This is a genomic window from Caballeronia sp. LP006 (assembly GCF_031450995.1).
Classification (GTDB): domain Bacteria; phylum Pseudomonadota; class Gammaproteobacteria; order Burkholderiales; family Burkholderiaceae; genus Caballeronia.
Map to the genome: position 1 here is coordinate 2,367,886 of NZ_JARTVW010000005.1, position 22,449 is coordinate 2,390,334.

Sequence of the window (22,449 nt, forward strand, 5' to 3'; positions counted from 1 at the left end):
TTCAGTAGCCGCCTCCCCGGCGGAGGGGTAACTTTCTTTGCTGCTGCAAAGAAAGTCACCAAAGAAAGCAGCTTAGGAACCGGCTTCTGAAGCACAACTGGTTCCCCGCTATTTACCACAAACCCTTTGAGCACTTCCCCTTTCTCACGCTCGTAGTCGTTCGCAGCTGATGATTCTCTTCGAGCGCTTGCCCTGCAATGGGCCGTTGTCTGCGAATTTTTTTGTCACCTCTCCGCAGTTGATGACCTTCTTTGCGGCCCGCTGATCGAAGCCTTGTCTTTGCGCAGTTCTACTCGAGCACTCACATTGACTACCGGTCTTAATGCTCTTCGGACCTCCTAGCCACGCCTTTCTGACTCGCTGCGCGCAATCATCGGGTTCGCCTCCCTCTAAAAGCCGCCGCGTGTCATCAGCCACGTTTCTTCTTCCTTCGTCGTCGGCCTGCCCAAAATTCGGTTGCGATGCGGAAAGCGCCCGAATCGTTCGATGACTTCCGCATGCTTCATCGCCGATTCATGGAAGCTCGTCACGCCCTCTTCTTGCTCTAATTTCCCAAACAATTCAACCGCGAGAAGCTGGCTCTCCATCGTCTCGTCATGCTCGAATGGCATATACGCAAACGCACGATGGTATGCATCGGCCAAGCGCAAATCATCGCCGGAATCGACCAGCGCTTTCGCCAACGCCAACGCACGCTCGTCGCCCGCAAACGCGCGCGGCGTATGCCGATAACAGTTGCGCGAGAACTGGTCGAGCAGCACGATCAGCGCAAGCGCACCCGAAGGCGTGCGCTCCCATTCACGCAAACCGCCCGACAGCGCTTCTTCGAGCACCGCGCCGAAGCGCTCGCTGATCTGCGCATCGAAGGCAGGCTTCTTTTTCCACCACAGCTTGCGTTCCGTCCCGGCCTCAGGCGAGCCGACCGCGCCGAACCAGAATTCGAGTATCGCGCTCGCGCGCGGATCGAGTGCTTCCGCTCGCGCGTTCAAACCAGCTCCAGCACCAGTCGCCGCGTGCGCGCGCTCTTCTTCTCCAGCTTTGCAATCCGCAAGCCGCCGATCTCGCCGGTATTACGCACATGCGTGCCGCCGCATGGCTGCAAATCCACGTTCTCGATGCGCAAAAGGCGCACGCGGCCAAGGCCCATCGGTGGCTTTACGCTCATCGTGCGGACGAGTTCAGGGCGCGCGGTCATCTCGTCGTCGGTGATCCATTCGGTATTCACGTCGTGCGCGCCGCCGATCAGTTCCGCCAGACGCGCTTCCACGCGCTCACGTTCGATAGGCTCGACCGTCGCGAAGTCGAGGCGCGCATAGTCTCTCGTGATGCTGCATCCATCCACCGGATACGGCAGTACCGCGCACATCAAATGACTCGCCGTATGCAGCCGCATATGCCGATACCGCCGCTCCCAGTCGATCTCCGCGCTCACTTTGTCGCCAACCTTCAAAAGCGAAAGCGCTTCTTCTTGGCCGGGCGCGGGCACATGCACGGCGTCGTCGGGCGTGGCGCCTTCGAACTTCGCCTTGCGCGTGTCGGCAATGACGATCTTCGTGCCGTCGGCAAGCGTCAGCGTGCCCGCATCGCCGGCCTGGCCGCCGCCGAGCGGATAAAACACGGTTTGATCGAGGTGGATGCCCATTTCGTCGATAGCCGTGACGCTCGCCTCGCACTGTGTGCGATAAGCGTCCTCGCGAAAGAGTGCGCGTGTGCTCATGTCTTGTCCTTGCAATGTTTCGTGGGGCGGCAAAAAGCCGTTCCGCAGATCATGCCGCACGCGCCGCTGCCTTGGACCGATACAAAAGCGCGCGAATCAGCCGGGCCGGTTGCGCATCCAGTCGGCGGTATCGAAGAAAGAGGTGAGAAGGCGCTCGCGCAAAGGCTCGTCGAGGCCGATGTCCTGCATCGCCCACGCCATGCAGCGCAACCATTGATCGCGCTCGGCCGTTGCAATGGCGAACGGCATATGCCGCGCCCGCAAACGCGGATGGCCGAAGCGGCTGATGTAGTGATCCGGTCCGCCCATCCAGCCGCACAGGAACCAGAAGGTCTTGTCGCGGGAGTTGTCGAGTGTCGGCGGATGCAGCGCGCGCAAGCCCGCGAATTCAGGTTCGAGGTCCATCAGATCGTAAAAGCGATCGACCATCGCGCGCAGACGTTCCTCGCCGCCGATCAGTTCGAACGGCGTGGGCTTTTGGACTTCATCGTCGGAAGGTTGGGAATTGACTTCGCTCATTGCTTTTGGACAACAGAAAACTCAGGCGTCGCGCAGCGATTGCAAGGCCGGACGCGCCAGCACGCGCCGCAGGCTCATCCAGCCGCCGAGCGCCGCGCAAGCAACGCCCGCGACGATGCCAACCGGCACGAGCCACGGGTTGAACTCGATATGAAACTCGAACACGCGCGATGCAAGCACGTAACCGATGCCCTGCGCACCGAGCGCCGCCATCAGGCCGGACAACGCGCCGACCACGACGAACTCGGCGACCTGCACCGAACGAATCTGCCGATGCGATGCGCCCAAAGCCCGCAACAGTGCCGACTCGCGCATGCGTTCGTCGCGCGTGCCGGCAAGCGCCGCGTAGAGCACCAGCACGCCGGCCGCGAGCGTGAAGATGAACAGGAACTGCACCGCGCCGATCACCTGGTCGAGCGTGCGCTGAATCTGCGCGAGGATCGGCGCGGTATCGATGGCGGTCACGTTCGGATAGGCGGCGACGAGGCCGTCGATGGTGCGCGCCTGTTCCGGCGGCAGATGAAAACTCGTGATGAACGTCGCGGGAAGGTCGGCCAGCGTCTCGGGCGGCATCAGCACGAAAAAGTTGACCTTGAACGAATTCCAGTCGACCTTGCGCACGCTCGTCACCGGTGCCTCGACCGGCATGCCGGCGACATCGAAACGCAGCGTGTCGCCCATCTTCACGCGAATGGTCTTCGCGATGCCCTCTTCTATCGACACCGCCGGCTGCGCGTTCTTGCCGAACCACGTGCCCTGCGTCACGCGGTTATCGCCCGGCAATTCGGTGGTGTAAGAAAGATTGAATTCGCGATCGACGAGCCGTTTTGCATCCGGCTTGTCGTAGCTGTCCGGATTCACCGCCTTGCCATTGATGGCGACGAGACGCGCGCGCACCATCGGCGAGAGCGCGGCATCGGGTTGGCCATGCCCATGCAGATACGCAAGCACGCCTTCGCGCTGATCCGGCTGGATGTCGATGAGAAACTCGTTGGGCGCATCCGGCGGCGTGGCGGCGCGCCAGCCCTTGATGAGGTCGTCGCGCGTCATCGCTATCAGCAACAAACACATGAGGCCGATGCCGAGCGCCGTGATCTGCAACGCGCTGGCGCCGCTGCGCCGTTCGAGCGACGCCAGCGCATAACGCCAGCCCACGCCCGCGCGGCTCTTTTCCCGCCGCACGAAGCGCGCCGCCGCCCACAACGCCGCGCGCGCGATCACGCCGAAGATCAGGAGGCCGGCCGCGAATCCGCCCGCGACGATGCCGCCGAGCTTCAACTCGCCCGCCGCGACGATGAGCAACGCCGCGAACAGCACGACGCCGACGCCGTAGGCCGCATAAGCGACGCGGTTTGCATCGCCGAGTTCACGGCGGATCACATGCACAGGCGGCACGCGCGTGAGCGGCAAAAGCGGCGGCAGGGCGAAGCCGAGCAGCAGCACGAGGCCCATCGCGATGCCTTGCAGCGCGGGCCAGACGGAGGGCTGCGGCAAATCGACATCGACGAGCGAGCCCAGCCAGTTCAGCAGCACGAGATGGCCGCCGAAACCGAGCACGACGCCAAGCGCGCTGCCGATCACGCCGATCGCCAGGAATTCGTTCAGAAACAACGCGCGCAGCGTGCGCTGACTGACGCCCAAGCAACGCATGGTGGCGCAGCCGTCGAGATGCCGCCGCGCAAAACGATGCGCGGCCATGGCGATGGCTACCGCCGCGAGCATCGCCGTCAGCAGCGAAACGAGCGTGAGAAAGTGGCTCGCGCGATCGATGGTCTGCCGCACTTGCGGCTGCCCGTCCGACAGCGATTCGAGTCCGACGCCGCGCAATTTGCCGCCGTCGGTCTTATCGCGGGCGAATTGCGCGAAGCGCTCGATCTGCGCATCCGGTCCCGCGACCAGCAAGCGGTAAGTCACGCGGCTGCCGTAGCCGAGCAATCCCGTGGCGGCGATTTCATCGGCGCGCATCATGAGGCGCGGCGAGAAGTTGACGAAGGAAAAGCCGCGATCCATCTCGCGCGTGATGATGCCCGCCACCTTGAACGTGCGCGTGCCGACCTTCACCGTGCCGCCGGGCTGCGTTTTCAGCGCATCGAGCAGGGACGCATCGACCCAGACGGTGCCGGGCGCGGGAATGCCGTTGACGGGCGCGTCGGGCTTGCCGGGCGCCGACGCGATACGCAGCGCGCCACGCAGCGGATAACCTTGCGTCACGCCCTTGATCGCCGCGAGCCGCGAGGCGGGCTGCGCCGCGGTCGAGCTGATCATGCTCGGGAAGATCGTGGTCCCAGCGGTTTCGAGGCCGAGCGACCTGGCTTGGTCGGTGAACATTGCATCGACGGGATGATCCGAGCGCACGACGAAGTCCGCCGCGATCATCTGACGGCCGTCGCGCACGAGCCCTTGACGCATGCGGTCGGAGAGAAAACCGACGCTCGACAGCGCCGCCACCGCCAGCACCAGCGCGAGCAGCAGCATGGTGAGTTCGCCCGCGCGCCAGTCACGCGCGGTCATGCGCCACGCCTGACGCGCGGTCTGCAGAAAATCGAGCCGGACAGGAGGATGCGTGCGGTCGGCTTTGAGCGCGGCCTTGGAGGGAGTGGAGTCGTTGCGCGCCGCGGTGCTCAATCGTGCTTGCTCCGCAGGCTCGTGATCGACGTTTGCGGCGCGCCGCTGCCGGGCAGCATGTGCTTGGCCATGCGCGATATGCCGCCGTGCACGCCGCGCACGAGGCGCGGCAGCGCCCAACCGGCGATGACCAGGAACGCAATCAGCATGACGAGGAACAGCACCGGCACGAAGAGCGCGAGCGTGATGCCGAGCAGCACGCCGATGTCTTCCGTCGCGGATGCCGCCCAGTTCGACACCGGTTCGGGCGAGAGATTGATCAGCGCGCGCGTGCCCGCCTTGGCGAAATGCGAGGCGCCGGCAAGCGTTCCGCCCGCCAGCGCCGCGATGGTGAGCATGGCCGGATCGGCATGACCGAGCGTGCCGGCGGCAAGCACGGCGCCCGCCGGAATGCGGATGAACGTGTGAATGGCGTCCCACAGCGAATCGAGCGCGGGAATCTTGTCGGCGAGAAATTCGACGACGGCGAGCACCGCCGCCACGCCGATCACCCACGGCGAACCGAGCACCGCGAGCGAATCAGGGAGATGGATGAAACCGATGCGTTCAAACAGACCCGCGATGAAGACCGTGAGATACAGGCGCAACCCGCTCGCCCATGACAGGCCCGCAGCGAGCGAAAGTGACTCAAGCATTGCCGCCTCCTTGGTGCGCCAGCAACCCGGCCAACCGTGTGCGCCGGTCTGAACGTCGCTTCTTTCCGGCCCGGATGCCGGAAGAAGCCGCCCATATCAACGAGGATATCGAAAAAAGCCTCGTGACGCAGGCGGAAAGATAAAACGGTGCGGCTCGCCGAGTGATGTTATCTGCAATCGGAGATTGCTGAAAATCGGAAATGCCTTCAGACCATTATATCCATGCAAAAGGAAGCGGTGCAGCAAGGCATCCGGCGAATGCCGCCCGAAGTGCGCTGCCGCTCGCACCGCGACCATTGCGGTGGCGCCGGTGCAACAGCGCGTCAATGTCCGGACGAAAGCTTGAGTCCGATGAGCCCCGCGACGATCAGCGCCGCGCTGCCGATACGCGCCGCCGTCAACGCCTCGCCCAGAAACACGATGCCGAAAATAAACGCGCCGACCGCGCCGATTCCCGTCCAAACAGCGTAAGCGGTGCCGAGCGGCAACTGGCGCATGGCCATGGCAAGCAAGACGAAGCTGCCGATGGCCGTCACCAGCGTGAACACCGACGGCCAAAGCCGCGTAAAGCCTTCCGATGACTTGAGCCCGGCGGCCCATGCCACTTCGAGCAAACCGGCGATAAAAAGAAGAATCCAGGACATGAGGTGACTTCCTCGAAGGAACGGGGCCGTCCCCGGTAACAAGAAGCGCGCGCGGTCGTCCACGCGGCGAAAGCAGACCGTAATTATACCGATTTGGTGCAGCAAGGCTTTTCGCTCCTCGTGCCGAGCGATGTAAAACCGTGTATTAATGGAGCGCGCGCCACCAGTGTGCGACCGTGCACCCTTCGCCCCGCCCTTTACAGAAACACAAAAGGAGCGCTCATGGATGTCGATTCGGTCCTGCTTTCACGTTTCCAGTTCGCCTGGGTCGTCGCGTTCCACATACTGCTGCCCGCGTTCACGGTCGGCCTGTCGTGCTTCATCGCGACGCTCGAATTCAACTGGTGGATCACCAAGCGCGATGTCTACCGGCGCCTGTCCGCGTTCTGGCTGAAAATCTTCGCGGTGTCGTTCGGCATGGGCGTGGTGTCGGGCATCGTCATGCCGTTTCAGTTCGGCACCAACTGGAGCCGTTTCTCCGATGCCACCGCCAATGTCGTCGGCCCGCTGATGGGCTACGAAGTGCTGACGGCGTTCTTCCTCGAATCGGCGTTTCTCGGCGTGCTCCTGTTCGGACGCAAGCTCGTGCCGCAATGGGCGCACGTCATGTCCGCGATTTTCGTCGCGGCGGGCACGGTCATCTCGTCGTTCTGGATTCTCGCCGTCAATAGCTGGATGCAGACGCCGCAAGGGCATCGCATGTTGCCGGACGGCCGCTTCGAAGTGGTGAGCTTCTTCGACGTGATCTTCACGCCGTCGTTTCCGTACCGGCTTGGGCATACGGTGAGCGCGTTCCTCGTCACGACGGGCTTCGTCATTCTCGGCGTCGGCGCCATGTATCTGCGGCAAAAACGCGCTGTCGAGGAAAGTCGCGTGATGCTCAAGATGTCGCTGATCTTTCTTATCATCATGGTGCCGATCCAGATGGTGATCGGCGATTCGCACGGTCTGAACACGCTCAAATATCAGCCCGCCAAGCTCGCGGCGATGGAAGGTCTGTGGGAAACCGGCTCGCGCGTGCCCGCGAATCTCTTCTCCATTCCCGACGAAAAGGAAGAGCGCAACCGCTTCGAGATTTCGATTCCCGTGCTCGGCAGCCTTTACCTCACGCACGATCCGAACGGAGTCGTGCGCGGGCTGAAGGACTTTCCGCGCGAAGACCGCCCGCCTGTCGCCGTGGTGTTTTTCGCCTTTCACATCATGGTCGGGATCGCGCTTCTGATGTTCGCGCTCGTGCTGTCGGGCATCGTGCTGTTCGCGCGCGGCAAGCTGGAACAAAGCACGCGCTGGCTGCGTTGCGCGACGTTCGCCATGCCGCTCGGCTTCATCGCGGTGATCGCGGGCTGGACCACCACCGAAGCGGGCCGTCAGCCGTGGACGGTGTATGGCATCCTGCGCACGCGCGATTCCGTCACGCCCTCGCTCACCACCGCCGACGTCGGCCTGTCCTGGGCGCTCTACATGCTGGCTTATCTCGTGATCTTCGGCGCGGGCTTCGTGCTGTTGCGGCGGCTCGTGCGCATCGGGCCGACCGACGCGTCGCGTGACCATGAGAACGAATCGCTCGATACGAAGACGCGCGCGGCGCGGCCGCTGTCGGCGGTATCGGCGGTCACGGCAGGCGGCGACGGCGGCGCGCGCACGGCGAATCGCGACGACGTCGTCCCGCCGCATCGCCCATAACAAGTCAACCGGAGACCGCGATGCTCGATCTCGTGCCTTTGTGGGCCGCCATCCTCGCGCTGGCCGTGTTCATGTACGTGCTGCTCGACGGCTTCGATCTGGGCGTCGGCATGCTGTTCCTGCTGCGCCGCGATCCCGACGAACGCAACTTGATGATCCACTCCGTCGCGCCGGTGTGGGACTTCAACGAAACCTGGCTGATCCTCGGCGGCGGCGGCTTGTTCGCGGTGTTCCCGCTGGCCTTCGCGATCATCGTGCCGGCGGTCTACTTTCCGATTCTCTTCATGCTGCTCGGGCTGATCTTTCGCGGCGTCGCGTTCGAATTCCGCGAGGTCGAGGGCGCGCGCCGATGGCTGTGGGATGGCGCGTTCGGCTACGGCTCGCTCGTCGCGACCTTCGCGCAAGGCACGGTGCTCGGCATGTTCATCCAGGGCTTTCCGATCCACGGCCGGCAGTACGCCGGCACGAGCTGGAACTGGGTGGCGCCGTTTCCGCTACTCGTCGGCGTCGGGCTGATCTTCGGCTATGCGTTGCAGGGCTCGACCTGGCTCGTGCTCAAGACCGAAGGCGAGTTGCAGGCGTGGGGTCGCAAGATGGCGCGTCATGCGCTGCTCGGCGTGATCGCGTTCATCTTGCTGATCAGCCTGTGGACACCGCTGAAAGATGCGCGCATTGCGGCGCGCTGGTTCGGCTTTCCGCAGAGCTTCGCGTTCACGCCCGTGCCGGTGTTGACCGCGCTCCTTGCGTGGACGTTGTGGTCGAGCTTGCAAAAAGGCCGCGAAGTGCTGCCCTTTCTGTGCTCCGTGGGCCTCTTCTTCCTCGCGTTCACCGGGCTCGTGATCAGCCTGTGGCCGTTCATTGCGCCGCCTTCGGTGACGCTGTGGGACGCATCGGCCGCACCGTTATCGCATCAGTTTCTGCTGATCGGCACGATGTTCCTGCTGCCGGTCATCATCATCTACGTGATCTGGTCTTACTGGGTGTTTCGCGGCAAGGTGCGCGGCGATCTCGGCTATCACACGCAATAGCCGCTTGGTCATGACTAAAGCTTCTGGCGCGTGGCGAGCGTGAGGATGCGCGTCCACTTGCGAGCATCGGCCGGATCGCTGATGGGCAGACGCCATTCGGGATGTTTCGAATCCGCGACGGTGAGGACGACCGCGTTGCCCTGCTCCTCGCGCGCGCCGCGCAGATCGGCAAAGATATAGCTGCCCGTCGCTTCGCCCACGCGCACTTCCAGGAGCCGCTTGCCCGCGGCGAGCCGCAAGCCGCCCCAGTCGCGTTTGAGTTCGTGAGTCCAGTCGCCGCCAGCCGAGCGCGGAATGTTCGCCGCGACTTCACGGCGCCGCGCGAGCCAGTAAGCGACGCCCGCCGCGATTGCCGCAGCCGCCACCACCGCCACGCCGACTGCGACACCAAGCCCGAAGTGCGCGTGCAGCGCGTTGAACGACCAGACGGCGCCATAAATGAGCGCGACGAGAACCGCGAGGGCGACAACGATCGGCATCTGACTTCACACCTTGTTCTTTGAACGACGAATACGGAACGACAAGCTCATTGCGCCTTGTGTTTTGCGTTCCAGTCACGCAAGGCCTGCAAGGTGTTCGCGACATGCTGATCCGGCGAAAGGCTCGTGTATTCGTAGATCACCTTGCCGTCCGGCGCGATCACGTAGGACACGCGATTGGCCATCGAACTCTTCATGGGCAGCGAAGCGTCGTAGGAGCGGATGATCTTCGAATCTTCATCCGCCGCAACCGGGAACTTGCTGCGGCACTCGCTCACGGAAAACTTCTTGAGCGTGTCGATGTTGTCGTGCGACACGCCGATCACGGTGGCGCCCTGCGCCTTGTATTGATCGACCGCCTCGGCGAATTCGTGCGCTTCGATCGTGCAGCCCTTGGTGAACGCCGCCGGATAGAAGTACAGGACGACGGGGCCTTTCTTGAGCGCGTCGGCGAGCGAGTACTGATACACATCGCCGCCAAGCGATGCCTGGGCGACGAACGACGGCGCGGCGTCGCCCGGTTTGAGCGTGGCGCTCGCGGCAGTCGAATACACCACGGCCACGCAAGCCGCGGTTGCGGCGGCCAGGCCGGCGACGGTCGCCAGAATCTTTTTCTTCATATGCACTCCGCTTGAGGGCAGCAAAAATGTCGCGAGACGAGCGGCAAGCGCCTCAGCCTTGCGCCTCGTCCTGATCCAGCCGGCTCTCGGTGAACCACGCCGCCGCTTCGACCTGCATTTGCGAGAGCGTGGCGGGCGTGAGTTCCGCGAGCGCGGGATCGGCCAGCCGGCTTGCATCGATCGCGGCGGCATCGCCTTGTTCGGCCGCTTTCGCGATGGCCAGCAGCGCACCGAGCGCGCCCTCGCCTTCGAGGATCGCCGAGCGGATCTCCGCCGTGAGGTGAAGCTTATCGACAATTTCTTCCGGCTGCATGCCGAGCACGACATGCACGAGCGAAAAGATGCCCGTCATGAAGGCGGCATCGGCAAAAGGCTCGTCATCCGGGCGCAGCACGCCGGCCGCGAGTTCCATGAAGCGCGCGCGCGTGCCGACGAGTTGGAGGAGCGGGTCCGAGCGCCACGGCAGACCGCTGCCGTCCGCATAGAGCAGCAGTTGGGTCCAGCGCATCAACTGACGTGTGCCTGTCGACGCGATGGCCTCGCGCAACGACGACACGCGCCGTCCGCGCGCATGCGCGCTGGAATTGGCCAGACGCAGCAGTTGCACGACGATGTCCGGATTGCGCTTGAGTTCGGTCTCGAGCTCGCGCAAGGCCGGGTCGCCGCCGAGCACGGCGAGCAACCGCAGCAGCGCACCGCGCGCCGGACTCGCGCGCCTTGCCGAGAGCACTTGCGGCCGCGCGAAGAAATAGCCCTGAAAGAAGTCGAAGCCCAGGCGCTTGGCTTCCTTGAAGTCGTCGAGCGTCTCGACCTTCTCGGCGACCAGCAACTTGCCGCGCGTCTTGAGCGTCGTGGCGAGCTTCGGCAAGTGCGCGCGGTCGGTGGACAGAAGATCGATCTTGACGATATCCACGGATGGCAGCGCGGCAAGGAGCGCGTCGTCCAGACGGATGACATCGTCGAGAGCCAGGCGAAAGCCTGCGTTACGCAACTGGCCGCAGCGCCGGAAGATGGACTCGTCGAACTCGATGCTCTCCAGCAATTCGAGCACGAAGCGCTCGGGCTGCATGATGTGGACGATGTCGTCGAAGAGCAATTCGCGGCTCATGTTGACGTAGCCGGGATGGTCGCCCAGCACGGCCGACACGCCGATCTCGCCGACCGTGCGCGCCACCACGTGCGCGGTGGCCTGCACGTCGTCCGCTATGCGGGCGCGATTGTCGGGGCTGTCGCGAAACAGCAATTCGTAGGCAGCCAGCGCGCCGTCGCCGTCGAGAATGGGTTGACGGCCGACATAGACACTGTGTTCGCGCCGGGAGGGCGCGGGCTTTAGCGGGGAATCGGCCATGACGGGAAGCTCGGAAGTGCCCAGCACGCTGCCTCGCAAACGAGGCAGGCCGGCAATCTATGGTGGGTCATGGGATTGAACAACTCAAGCGAATTTTCCGGTCGACGGTCAACGGTCATGCAAGCGGACATCGCAGCCGGCACTGCAGGTGCAATTGCAGGTGCCATCGCAGGTGGCATGATACGCAAGTTTTGTACGACAAATAACCTCGACGCGTTAGGCCATATAGCGCGGCACCGTCGCTCCAGCTAAAGAAACCGTCCCATGGGCCGATAACTCGCCTGATAGAACGTGTCGCGCGTGTGCCGGCACGTACCCGACGAAAGCGTCCGCAAGACGTTTTTCGAGCGCCGCAGTGTCCCCTCGCCGTTGCTTATTCGGCCGCGGAACACCGGCGCCACGCACCACTCGACCACAACATGCAAGCGAATCGGATCACCGCCTCCCGCCGCGCACCGTGGCGCATCGTTCGCGATGCGCTCGGCCGCGCATGGCGAAGCGCCGTGGCGAGCCGCCGCGAAGCCGTGAGCGCCGCGCCCGGCGTCGCCGCCGTGCAAGCGCAGGCACAAGAGCCGGTACAGCCGGAAGCACAAGCGCAAGCACGCGCGCCCGCTTCTTCGAGCGCAGTCGCGGCGCACGGCTTCGACAAGGATCAGTCGGTGCTCATGCTGGCGCTCGGCGCGGTCGATTTCCTCGCGCAACTCGACGATGCCCTGCGCTTCCGGCAGGTGTCGGACGCGAGCATCGAGTTCATCGGGTATCACCGCGACTATCTGAGCATGCTGACGCTGCACGATCTCGTGCCGTCCGAGGAAGCCGACGAACTGCACGCGCTCATTGCTCGCGCGCGAGCGAGCGGCAAGCTCGAATCGGCGACGCTCAACGTGGTGAAGTCGTTGACCATTCCGATCTGCGTCGAGTTGCGGCTCATGTCCACCGCCGCGCTCGGCACGCCGGGCTTCGCGCTCGCCGCGTTCGATGTATCGCACTGGCGCGAGCGTGAGGATTCGCTGCAACACGCGCTGCATCACGATGCGCTCACCGGACTCGACAATGCCGCCGCGCTCGATACCGCCATGAGCGCAGCGCAAGCCGAAGCCGAACTCACGCGCACGCAGGCGGCGCTGCTCGTGCTCGATATCGACGATTATCAGCGGATCAACCGCGCGCTCGGTTACGACACCGGCGACGACATGCTGCGCGAGACGGCGCGGCGCATTCAGCACACCGTCGCGCCGGGCGAGCGCGTGGCGCGCATTGCGAGCGACGAGTTCGCCGTGCTGCTGCCCGCCGGCACCACGCTCGAAGCCGCCGAAAGCCACGGCAAGCGTCTGCTCAACGCGATTGCGCAGCCGTATCGGCATCGCGGGCAGCATACGCATTTGTCGGCGAGCGTGGGCATTGCGATGTACCCGGATCACGCCGCGCTCGCGGACAAGCCCGTCGAGCGCAACGGCAAGCACGGCGTTCAGGCGAGCCTGTTGCGCATGGCCGATCACGCGCTCGCGCAGGCGAAGGCTGCGGGCGGCAATACGCTCGTGTTCCACGCACCCGACGACGACCCCGCCGACGCCGAACGCCTCAAGCTGGAAGCCGAGCTATACGAAGCGGTGCGCAACGGCGAATTCTCGCTGTACTTCCAGCCGATCACGAAGATCCGCACGGGCGCGGTGGTCGGCGTGGAAGCGCTGATGCGCTGGAATCATCCGCTGCACGGGCTCGTGCCGCCGACGGTGTTCATTCCGCTCGCGGAGTCCATCGGTCTCATCAACTATCTGGGCAACTGGGTGTTGAAGGCGGCGTGCATGCAGCTCGCGCAGTGGGACGCCATCGGCATCCGGCTGGATTACGTGGCGATCAACGTGTCGCCGCAGCAGTTCCGGGACAAGCGTTTTGCCTCGGCGGTCAAGGAAGCGCTGGCGCTGACGGGCATCGGCGCGCGCCGCATCGTGCTCGAAATCACCGAGAGCGTGCTGATGCGCGATCCCGAGGAAGCGACTTGCCTGCTCGAAGCGCTGACTTCGGTGGGCATTCGCTTCGCCGTCGACGACTTCGGCACCGGCTATTCGAGCCTCGCCTATCTGCAGCGGTTTCCCTTGTCGAAGCTCAAGATCGACCGGAGCTTTGTCGAGAACCTGATTACGTCGCGCAACAATCGTGCGATCGTGAGCGCCGTGGTCGGGCTCGCGCAATCGCTCGGGCTGGAACTCGTCGCCGAGGGCGTCGAAACCGAGGAGCAGCGCGACCTGCTCGCCGAGATGGGCTGCGACCATATTCAAGGCTGGCTGATCAGCCGCGCGCTGCCGTCCGACGAGCTGGCGTCGTCGTTCCAGTCGCATTCGCTGGTGCTGCACGAGACATTATGAGAGAAGGCGTGTTCGTGTTCTAATCGAACGACACGTCATGAGAAAGAAGGCTGCGAGGGCCGATTGGAATCGATCCTCGCGCAACGAAGGGTTCTTATCACGGATGGCAGTCAAGGCCGAAATTATGGACAAGCTGTGGGCGCGCATGAGCGAGCGCGGGGATTTCCCCATGCTGTCTCAGGCGCTGCGCACGACCGTGTCCGCGATGAGCGATAACGACCTCGACTTCACGTCCCTCGTGCAAGTGGTGCTGTCGGACTTCGGCCTCACGCAGAAGGTGCTGCGTCTCGCCAATTCCGCGATGTACGTGGCCTTCGGCGGCAACATCACCACCGTCACGCGCGCGCTGATGGTGCTCGGCATGGACGCCGTCGGGCATCTCGTGGTCGGGCTCAAACTCGTCGATCACTTTCATCACAGCGCGCCACGCCGTATCGACGCCAAGCTGGAACTCAACCGCAGCTTGCTCTCCGGCGCGGTCGCGCGGCAGATCACCGAGCGCACTGATCTGCGTTCGGCGGAAGAAGCCGTGGTCTGCACGCTGATGCGGCAGATCGGCAAGCTGCTCGTCGCGTTCTATCTCGAACACGAGTGGGATCAGTTGCGGCGCAAGGCGGCGGCGGACAACATCAGCGACAGTCACGCGTGCGCCGCGCTGCTCGGCGTGACCTTCGACGAAATCGGCATGGAAGCGGCCGACCGCTGGCGCCTGCCCGAGACGATCCGCGCCGGCATGCAGGCGAGCGACCCTGAAGCGCCGCCCGACGAAAACGTGCCGAAGCACGTGCGCTGGCTGCAGGCCGTCACCAACTATTCGACCGAAGTCGCCGACGCGCTCACCGCGCAGCATGTCGAAGCGAGCGGCCGCGAGTCCTTGCTCGTCGATATCGCCAATCGCTATAGCGACGCGCTCAGCACCGACGCCGCGACGCTCGCCTCGATGAGCCTCGCGCTTGCCAGCGAAGAAGGCAGCGACTCGGTGATGCGCGAGATCAGCGAACTGCAGGCCAATGCGGATGCCATCGCGCGGGCGGGAATATCGGCGGAAGCGCGCATTGGCGCGAGCCTCGAAGACTTGCGCTCGTTGCCATCGAAGAATGCGCTCGCGCCCGTGCTTGCGCTTGCCTCCGAAGCCGTGCTCGCGGGGCTCGGCTTGTCGCGCGCGGTGGTATTCGTGCGCCAGGCCGACAACGAGTTCCAAGCGCGGCTGGGACTTGGCGCCGGCGTCGAAGCGATCCTGCCCGAGCTGCACTTTTCCGCCGACTTCAAGCCCGACGTGTTCCATCTGGCGATCACGAATCCGGTGGGCATCTTTATCGAGAACGCGCACGATCCGCGTATCGACGCACGCTTGCCGCGCTGGTACAAGGAGACGCTCGGCGAGGCGCAGGCGTTCGTGCTGCTGCCGGTGAAGTCGGATGCATCGACGGTCGCGCTCGTCTACGGCGACTGGACGCATCCGCAACACGTGCGCAAGATCGCGCCATCGGAAATGAGCGCGCTGAACGAACTCACGCGCGAACTCAGCCGCTTCTTTTCCAGCGCGAACTGGAAAGAAGTCGAGCTGATCTGATTCCTCCTTCCTATTCGCGCTTCAGAATAGCCACGACCTGCTCGCCATATGGGACGAGATAGCCGCCGTTGGCGCGCTGCCAGGCGAGCGCGTCGGCTTCGTTGGCGAACCAGTTGCGCTCGAAGTCGTTGAACGCGCCGGCATCGAGCCGGTATCGGTCGATGCGCGCGGCGGGTTCTGTGTCGATATCGTTCTTGCAGGCGTCCCAGCTTGAATAACCGAGTTCTTTGGCGAGCATGGCGAGCACGTGCTTGAGTTGCAGCGCGTCGCGCTTCGCGTGGAGATCGGTGAGGCGCGAGGCGCGCGTGATGTCGGCGGATTGCAGCCGTCGCAACACGGGCAGCGCGGCGCTCGAATCGCCATCCCTCGCCTGACGCAAGAGCCGCCGCGCGTGTTCGCGCAGATAGTCGCTATTCGAAGCGGGAGGGGAAATTGGACAGGATGTGGACCACATGACGTTGTTCCTTTGTTTGCGCCGTTCTCGCGTGCGGCTGAAAAGGTTCGACGTTGCGGTTCGTGACTTGGGCGCGTTGACTGCGCTTTGGACTGCAAGACGTGGCAGGTGTGGATGACTTTCGCGAGAATGGGCGCCCTGCCGGCGCCCGAGTTCGCGGATTTTAGCTTGAGGTTGCGGCTTTGAGCAAGCGCGAAGAGTACGCGTACTCAACGATTGCGCTTGCCGTGCAAATCGGGTCGAGGGGCTTCTTCACCGTCACCCGACGCCACGCGAATCAGGCAAGTTGGAACTTCCCGACCAGCGCATTCAACCCCTTCGCCTGATCGTCGAGCGATTGCGCCGCCGCGGCCGCCTCTTCCACCAGCGCCGCGTTCTGCTGCGTGCCCGCATCCATCTGCGCGACGGCGTGGCTGATCAGTTCGATGCCCGTCTTTTGTTCCGCCGATGCCGCCGAAATCTCGCCCATGATGTCGGTCACGCGCCGCACCGCGCGCACGACTTCTTCCATCGTCGCGCCCGCTTCCTGCGCGAACGACGAGCCGTCCGACACGCGCGCCACCGATGTATCGATCAGGCTCTTGATCTCCTTCGCCGCCGCCGACGAACGCTGTGCAAGACTGCGCACCTCGCCCGCCACGACCGCGAAACCGCGCCCTTCCTCGCCCGCGCGCGCCGCTTCGACCGCTGCGTTCAACGCCAGAATGTTGGTCTGAAACGCGATGCCCTCGATCACGCCGATGATGTCGCCAATACTTTTCGCGCTCGCATCGATCCGCTGCATGGTTTCGACCACGCGGCTCACTACCGCGCCGCCCTTCTCCGCAATCGCCGACGCGTTGTTGGCAAGCGTGCTCGCCTGCATCGCGTTATCGGCGTTCTGGCGCACGGTCGACGTGAGTTGCTCCATGCTCGAAGCGGTCTTCTCGAGCGCCACCGCCTGTTCCTCGGTGCGGCGCGACAAGTCGACATTGCCCGTCGAAATCTCGCTCGATGCCGACGCGATAGCCTGCGCGCTCACCGCGATCTCGCCGACCGTCGACGACAGGCCCGCCTGCATCTCCGACAAAGCCGCCAGCATGCTCGCGTCATCGCGACGCGCAAGCGCGATGCGATTGGCCAGATCGCCCGAGGCGATGCGCCGCGCGATATCCATCGCGTAAGCCGGCTCGCCGCCGAGTTGTTTCGCGAGCCGCCGCACGACCCATTCGCTCACGGCAATAGCCAGCCCGAGCAGCGCGAGCGTCAGCACGGAAACCATCACGAACGAAGAATGAAAGATGAACGCGGCGGCATCGATGGTCGCCTTTGCGGCCGCGCCGCGCCGCGCGACGAGTTCATCGACCATCTTTTCGAGCTTGCCGGTCTCGACCAGCAGCGAAATGTCCTGCGTGCCGACTTGCCAGTTCATCTGCGAAAGATCGAGCGGCTGCTCCTTCACGAGTTTCACGAAGCCGCGCACGTTGCCACTCCACGCGGCGAGCGCCGTGTCGAAACGCTTTTGCTGCGCGAGTGCGTCCTGGTCCGCGTGATCGACGTATTGCGCGAGTTGTCCCTGTTCCTTGCCGATGGCCGCGAGCGCCTCCTCGATCTGCGCGCCGAGATCGTCGCGCTCTTTGGCGGTCGTCGCGGTGAGCAGCATCTTTTGGGAGCGGCTCGCGCGCAGCAGATAGCCACGCGTTTCTTCCGCCGCGCGGCTCGCGACGACGCCCTGCGTGTAAATGGATTCGGTCGCGCCGTTCAGACGGCTGATCTGCATCAGCGATATCGCGCCGATGGCAAGCGTTCCTGCAAGCACGAGTCCGAAGGCAAGACGCAGCGTCGCCTTGACGCTCAACCCTCGCCTGGCGGAATCGGCCGCGCGTGGATGGTTGCTGGCGACGTCCGGCAGGAAGGCCGCGTCGCTCGTTGCGCGTACGCCGCGTAGCGAGAACAGTTTCATGGTGGATCCCCGAAGTGTTTGCTGGACGGCCGCGTCTATCGCGCGGCACGTCTGTATCGCTGGTCTACGGCAAACATTTGGCTTTCTTTAATCCGTTTGTGTACGGACGTTCGTCTCTCGCGTGGCCGACGAGATCACGCCGACGATGTCCGATTCGCGACGAACCTTGGCAGGACAACGACTCGCGGACAGCCTACACTTGTCAGAAATTCAGCTTGCGCATAAATGTCGCAGGCGAATACAAGAATTGGGACAACCGTTTTTTCCACGCGTTTTACGCCATCCACCATGCAAACAAGTATCGATAAAGGCGCGTTTCCGCCTTCGGGCAGCGCGTCGGTCGCCAGTACCGCGACTGCGGGCGCGTTACCGGCCACCACGCCTGCCGTTCAGCGCACCGTGTATTCGGTGCTGGGCGCGGTCAGCTTCGCGCATCTGCTGAACGACATGATCCAGTCGCTGATCCTGGCGATCTATCCCATGTTCAAGAGCGAGTTTTCGCTCTCGTTCGGGCAGATCGGCCTGATTACGCTGACTTATCAGATCACCGCATCGCTTCTGCAGCCGCTCGTCGGGCTCTACACCGACAAGCATCCGAAGCCGTGGTCGTTGCCGGTCGGCATGGGTTTCACGCTGTCTGGTCTCTTGCTGATGTCGGTGGCGGGCAACTTCGGCACTTTGCTGATCGCGGCGGCGCTGGTTGGCTGCGGATCGTCGGTGTTTCATCCGGAATCGTCACGCGTTGCGCGCATGGCGTCGGGCGGCAGGCACGGCCTTGCGCAATCGCTCTTTCAGGTGGGCGGCAATGCGGGTTCGTCGCTCGGGCCGTTGCTTGCGGCGCTGATCGTGATTCCGCACGGACAACGCAGCATTGCGTGGTTTTCGGTCGCGGCGCTCGTTGCCATGTTCGTGCTGGCGAATATCGGCCGCTGGTACAAGCGTCATCCCGCGACGAAGAAGGGTCGCGGACAGGCTGCGCATCATTCCTTGCCGCGTCAAAAAGTCATGATGGCGATGAGTGTGCTCGTCCTGCTCGTGTTCTCGAAGTACTTTTACCTGGCGAGCATCACGAGTTACTTCACGTTTTATCTGATCAGCAAGTTCGGCGTGTCGGTGCAGAGCGCGCAGATTCACCTGTTCGTGTTTCTGGCGGCGGTGGCGGCGGGGACGATCATCGGCGGGCCGGTTGGCGACAAGGTCGGACGCAAGGCGGTGATCTGGGTATCGATTCTCGGTGTCGCGCCGTTCACGCTGCTCATGCCTTACGTGAATCTGTTCTGGACGGGCGTGTTGTCGGTGATCATCGGGCTCGTGCTTGCATCCGCGTTTTCGGCCATCCTGGTCTATGCACAAGAGTTGATTCCCGGCAAGGTCGGGATGGTGGCGGGCCTCTTCTTCGGCTTTGCGTTCGGCATGGGCGGCGTAGGCGCGGCAGTGCTCGGCCATCTCGCGGATGTGACGAGCATCGACTTCGTTTATAAGCTCTGCGCGTTCTTGCCGTTGATCGGCGTGCTGACGGTGATGTTGCCTAAGATGAGCGAGGAGCGGGTGAAGGCTTGAGGTTCAACAGGCCATAAATCCCTTTAACGGGCGCGTCGATGCTTCGAGAGATCACGCGCCCGGTGTGCTTTAAGTGGCGATGCAGCTTAGTTCGTTCCGGTGAAGGTGCAAGCGCCCTTGCGTATTCAAAGCCCGCTGCTCGCGCTCACGATTCCAACGCCGCCTTCACCAACCCCAACGCACTCGGGTCCTCGATAGTCGGCAATTCCCCCGGATCGCGCCCCTCGGCCAGCGCCGCGATCGCTCGGCGCAAGAGCTTGCCCGAACGCGTCTTCGGCAGCATCGACACGAAAAGCACGCGCGCCGGACGCGCAATCGCGCCCAGTTGCGCATCCACCGCGTGACACAGCTCCGCCTCCAGCCCGGCGCGCGCACCGGGCGCATCGAGACGGCTTGCATCGCGCAGCACGACGAACGCAGCGGCGGCCTGGCCCTTCACGGCATCCGTCACGCCGACGACCGCGACTTCCGCCACCGCCGGATGCGCGGACAACGCCTCCTCGATCTCGCGCGTGCCCAGCCGATGCCCCGCCACGTTGATCACGTCATCGGTGCGGCCGAGAATCGACACGTAGCCGTCCTCGTCCTGCACGCCCCAGTCGAAAGTCGAATAAACCAACTGGTTCGGCACGCTAGTCCAATAGGTGTCGATGAACCGCTGATCGTCGCCCCACACGGTCTGCATGCAGCCCGGCGGCAACGGATAACCCAACGCGACCACGCCCTTCTCGCCCGGCGCGCAAATCTCGCCGGTCGCCTCGTTGCGCAAGGTGAGGTTGAAGCCCATCGACGGCACGCCCGGCGAGCCGAGCTTCGAGGGCAACGCCTCGATGCCGCGTGGAATCGCGATCATCGGCCAGCCGGTTTCCGTCTGCCAGTAATTGTCGATGACGGGCTTTCTCAGCGCGCTCTGAATCCATTGCGCGGTCGGTTCGTCGAGCGGCTCGCCCGCCAGAAACAGCGTGCGCAGGCTGGACAGATCGGCGTCTTGCATCAGCGCCGGGTCCTGCTTCTTAAGTACGCGGATCGCGGTGGGCGCGGTGAACATCAGGTTGATGCGATGCTGCTCCACGAGCCGCCACCAGATGCCGCCGTCCGGACGAACCGGGGTGCCTTCGTACATGACCGTGGTCAGGCCCGCGATCAGCGGCGCATAGATGATGTAGCTGTGCCCCACGACCCAGCCGATGTCGGACGCGGTGAACATGGTGTCGCCCGGCGCGCCCTGAAAGATATGCTCCATCGATGCCGCGAGCGCGACCGCATAACCGCCGACATCGCGCTGCACGCCCTTCGGCCTGCCGGTCGTGCCGGACGTGTACAGCACGTACGAAGGCTCGTTCGATTCGAGCCATTCGCACGGCACGTGAGCATCGAAAAATTTTTCGCGCAAGGGTTCGTAGGAGACGAGATAGCTCGCCTGCAGCCGCTCGGGCGCCAGTTGCCGGTCGATCAAAAGCACTTGCGGCACCTTGAATTCAGCGCGCGAAAGCGCCTCGTCGACGAGCGGCGTGTAGTCGATCACCTTGCCCGCGCGCGCGCCGGCATCGGCGGTGACGATGAGCGCGGGCTCCGCATCGTCGATGCGCGCCGCCAGATTAGGCGCCGCGAAGCCGCCGAACACCACCGAATGCACCGCGCCGAGACGCGCGCACGCGAGCATCGCGAAGAGCGCTTCGGGGATCATCGGCATATAGATGAGCACGCGGTCGCCCTTCTTCACGTGCAGCGAGCGCATGACGGCGGCCATGCGGTTCACTTCCGCGTGCAGTTCGGCGTAGGTATAACGGCGCTCGATGCCCGTTTCCGTCGATACATACACGAGCGCGTTTTGCTGCGCGCGCGAGGCGAGATGGCGATCGACCGCGTTATGACAGAGATTTGTCTTGCCGCCGACGAACCAGCGCGCGAACGGCGGGTTGCTCGCATCGAGCACCTGCGTGAAAGGCGTATGCCAATGGATGCGGCGCGCCTCATCGGCCCAGAACGCCTCGGGTTCCTCGATCGACCGGCGATACGCTTCTCGGTAAGTCGGCATGCGCGTCCTCTTTGAGCGAAGTGCGTGGCTGTGCTTGTCTCTGTGCGTCCGCCAACGCCGCATGCGCCCACGTCGGGCGGCCGCGTTGACATCTCTTCATCACGAAGACAGAGCATAGAGCAGCCCGCAAACCCTTGCTAGACAGGGCGCGCCCTGATCGGTGTCATCGATTCAGGCGCGCTTCGCCTCTCCGAACGCTTCGGACGTTTCAGACCGCGCGGCTCTTCGACACCGGCGCTGCCGCTTCGCCCGAATGCTTGAGCAACACGGGCGCGAGTTCGCCGGCCACGCGCATGCTCGATACCACGACCGTGCGCACGCCGCTGCCCTCGGTCGAATGACGCAGCGCTTCACGCGTGGTCGCGCGCGCCTCGATACGCGGCTCGATCACGACGATGCCCCGGCAATACGCCGCGAGTTGCACGCGCTGATTGCGCAGCCACGCGGTGCGCAGGCGAATGTCGTCGGCGGTTTCATCGGCGTCGTGCTCGGCGACGATCACGAAGGGCGTGTTGAGCGCAAGCAGGCGGCGCATCTGCGCGCACCATGCAAACGCGTAGCCCGGCTTGACGGCGCGTCGGCGCAGGCGCACGAGCGGAAAGCGGCTGGCGTCGAACATGCGGACATCGAGACCGAGATCGGGAAGCGGGACGGACGATGAAAGCGACTCGCGCTTTGAATGGAGATTGGCGGCATTCACAGAGGTTTTGGACTCCAGTAATTCAGCGCGGCAACCAGGCTCGGCCAGCGCGACTGTCGCGGCACGACCCGCTTTTTCGGTTTCGTGGCGCGCGGCAACCGGCGCGCGGCTTCTTTCGGTGCTTCCGATGCCTGGCTCCACGCGTGACGCGTGGTTTCGAGCACTTTTGCGGCGTTGGCCGCGACCGCGCATTCGTTGCGCGCCTCGTGAATTTCGCCTGCCTCGGATACGCCGCCCCGCTCGCGCGTCAAGCCGATGGCAGTGGGAATGGAATCGTTGGTCATGTATGTTCGGGCCTCGTTGGTCGGACGACGCCGGCGTTTTCACGCCGGCTTCGGCTCCGATGCAAAGCTACGGATAAGCGCTGACGGCAGCGCTGTGTCTCGGATCAGGCCGGGATGGCGGTCGTCGAAGCAGCGGTTCGCGCTTCTTTGCGGCATGCCGATATCCGCGCTTGCGATGCATTGTATTGAGAATCATTCTCAATTACAAGCGGCAAATTGTCTGGTGGCAGAAGG

19 protein-coding genes are annotated in these 22,449 nt (G+C 64.0%); 5 read left to right on the forward strand and 14 right to left on the reverse strand.

The genetic code is table 11. The annotated features are described in order from the left end of the window. Nucleotides 1-389 precede the first annotated feature (389 nt). The 6 genes from P9250_RS27640 to sugE form a co-directional block, all read right to left on the reverse strand. Nucleotides 390-989, reverse strand: coding sequence for a DUF924 family protein (locus tag P9250_RS27640; protein WP_250465201.1), 600 nt, complete (start codon nt 987-989; stop codon nt 390-392). Continuing rightward, a complete protein-coding gene (locus P9250_RS27645) occupies nt 986-1,717 on the reverse strand; it encodes an alanyl-tRNA editing protein (protein WP_250465202.1) in 732 nt (243 codons plus the stop codon). Before P9250_RS27645 ends, P9250_RS27640 begins: the two co-directional genes overlap by 4 nt. A 96-nt stretch (nt 1,718-1,813) precedes the next feature. Then, the gene (locus P9250_RS27650; protein ID WP_244825648.1) at nt 1,814-2,236 is read right to left on the reverse strand and encodes a group II truncated hemoglobin; all 423 of its coding nucleotides are present in this window, start codon (nt 2,234-2,236) and stop codon (nt 1,814-1,816) included. Between the two features lie 21 nt (nt 2,237-2,257). Continuing rightward, nucleotides 2,258-4,747: an ABC transporter permease gene (locus P9250_RS27655; protein WP_250465304.1), complete on the reverse strand. Its 2,490-nt coding sequence runs from the start codon at nt 4,745-4,747 to the stop codon at nt 2,258-2,260. A 110-nt stretch (nt 4,748-4,857) separates the two neighbouring features. Next, nucleotides 4,858-5,496, reverse strand: coding sequence for a DUF4126 domain-containing protein (locus P9250_RS27660; protein ID WP_310396250.1), 639 nt, complete (start codon nt 5,494-5,496; stop codon nt 4,858-4,860). Nucleotides 5,497-5,819: 323 nt separating this feature from the next. Continuing rightward, nucleotides 5,820-6,140, reverse strand: coding sequence for a quaternary ammonium compound efflux SMR transporter SugE (sugE, locus tag P9250_RS27665; protein WP_250465203.1), 321 nt, complete (start codon nt 6,138-6,140; stop codon nt 5,820-5,822). A 222-nt stretch (nt 6,141-6,362) separates the two neighbouring features. Here sugE and P9250_RS27670 point away from each other — a divergent pair, with 222 nt between their 5' ends. Next, the gene (locus tag P9250_RS27670; RefSeq protein ID WP_250465204.1) at nt 6,363-7,823 is read left to right on the forward strand and encodes a cytochrome ubiquinol oxidase subunit I; all 1,461 of its coding nucleotides are present in this window, start codon (nt 6,363-6,365) and stop codon (nt 7,821-7,823) included. 20 nt (nt 7,824-7,843) lie between these two features. After that, nucleotides 7,844-8,851 carry a cytochrome d ubiquinol oxidase subunit II gene (gene cydB, locus P9250_RS27675; RefSeq protein WP_250465205.1) on the forward strand — a complete coding sequence of 336 codons (1,008 nt, stop codon included), beginning with the start codon at nt 7,844-7,846 and terminating at the stop codon, nt 8,849-8,851. 14 nt (nt 8,852-8,865) lie between these two features. Here the strand turns inward: cydB and P9250_RS27680 are convergent, their stop codons facing one another. The 3 genes from P9250_RS27680 to P9250_RS27690 are packed head-to-tail and all read right to left on the reverse strand — an operon-like array spanning nt 8,866 to nt 11,298. Further along, nucleotides 8,866-9,330 carry a hypothetical protein gene (locus P9250_RS27680; protein ID WP_250465206.1) on the reverse strand — a complete coding sequence of 155 codons (465 nt, stop codon included), beginning with the start codon at nt 9,328-9,330 and terminating at the stop codon, nt 8,866-8,868. Between the two features lie 47 nt (nt 9,331-9,377). Next, the gene (locus P9250_RS27685; protein ID WP_250465207.1) at nt 9,378-9,950 is read right to left on the reverse strand and encodes a peroxiredoxin; all 573 of its coding nucleotides are present in this window, start codon (nt 9,948-9,950) and stop codon (nt 9,378-9,380) included. A 52-nt stretch (nt 9,951-10,002) separates the two neighbouring features. Continuing rightward, a complete protein-coding gene (locus tag P9250_RS27690) occupies nt 10,003-11,298 on the reverse strand; it encodes an EAL and HDOD domain-containing protein (RefSeq protein ID WP_244825657.1) in 1,296 nt (431 codons plus the stop codon). A gap of 419 nt (nt 11,299-11,717) precedes the next feature. On the opposite strand from P9250_RS27690, the gene P9250_RS27695 reads away from it, so the two are divergent. Together P9250_RS27695 and P9250_RS27700 are read left to right on the forward strand one after the other, a co-directional pair. Then, nucleotides 11,718-13,664 (forward strand): bifunctional diguanylate cyclase/phosphodiesterase, encoded by a 1,947-nt coding sequence (locus P9250_RS27695; protein ID WP_310396255.1) that lies wholly within the window; start codon nt 11,718-11,720, stop codon nt 13,662-13,664. Between the two features lie 103 nt (nt 13,665-13,767). Next, a complete protein-coding gene (locus tag P9250_RS27700) occupies nt 13,768-15,237 on the forward strand; it encodes an HDOD domain-containing protein (RefSeq protein WP_310396257.1) in 1,470 nt (489 codons plus the stop codon). A 10-nt stretch (nt 15,238-15,247) separates the two neighbouring features. Here P9250_RS27700 and P9250_RS27705 read toward each other — a convergent pair whose 3' ends face one another. Beyond that, a complete protein-coding gene (locus P9250_RS27705) occupies nt 15,248-15,691 on the reverse strand; it encodes a hypothetical protein (protein WP_250465209.1) in 444 nt (147 codons plus the stop codon). A gap of 277 nt (nt 15,692-15,968) precedes the next feature. Further along, nucleotides 15,969-17,633, reverse strand: a complete 1,665-nt coding sequence (locus tag P9250_RS27710) for a methyl-accepting chemotaxis protein (RefSeq protein WP_250465210.1) — start codon at nt 17,631-17,633, stop codon at nt 15,969-15,971. 288 nt (nt 17,634-17,921) lie between these two features. On the opposite strand from P9250_RS27710, the gene P9250_RS27715 reads away from it, so the two are divergent. Next, nucleotides 17,922-19,193, forward strand: a complete 1,272-nt coding sequence (locus tag P9250_RS27715; protein WP_250465211.1) for an MFS transporter — start codon at nt 17,922-17,924, stop codon at nt 19,191-19,193. Nucleotides 19,194-19,338: 145 nt separating this feature from the next. On the opposite strand, the gene P9250_RS27720 is transcribed toward P9250_RS27715, so the two are convergent. The 3 genes from P9250_RS27720 to P9250_RS27730 form a co-directional block, all read right to left on the reverse strand. Next, nucleotides 19,339-21,294 (reverse strand): propionate--CoA ligase, encoded by a 1,956-nt coding sequence (locus P9250_RS27720; RefSeq protein WP_284507734.1) that lies wholly within the window; start codon nt 21,292-21,294, stop codon nt 19,339-19,341. Nucleotides 21,295-21,439: 145 nt separating this feature from the next. Continuing rightward, nucleotides 21,440-21,850 carry a hypothetical protein gene (locus P9250_RS27725; protein ID WP_284503157.1) on the reverse strand — a complete coding sequence of 137 codons (411 nt, stop codon included), beginning with the start codon at nt 21,848-21,850 and terminating at the stop codon, nt 21,440-21,442. Between the two features lie 77 nt (nt 21,851-21,927). After that, entirely contained in the window at nt 21,928-22,215 is a 288-nt protein-coding gene (locus P9250_RS27730; RefSeq protein ID WP_310396262.1) for a hypothetical protein, read from the reverse strand. Between the last annotated feature and the right edge of the window lie 234 nt (nt 22,216-22,449).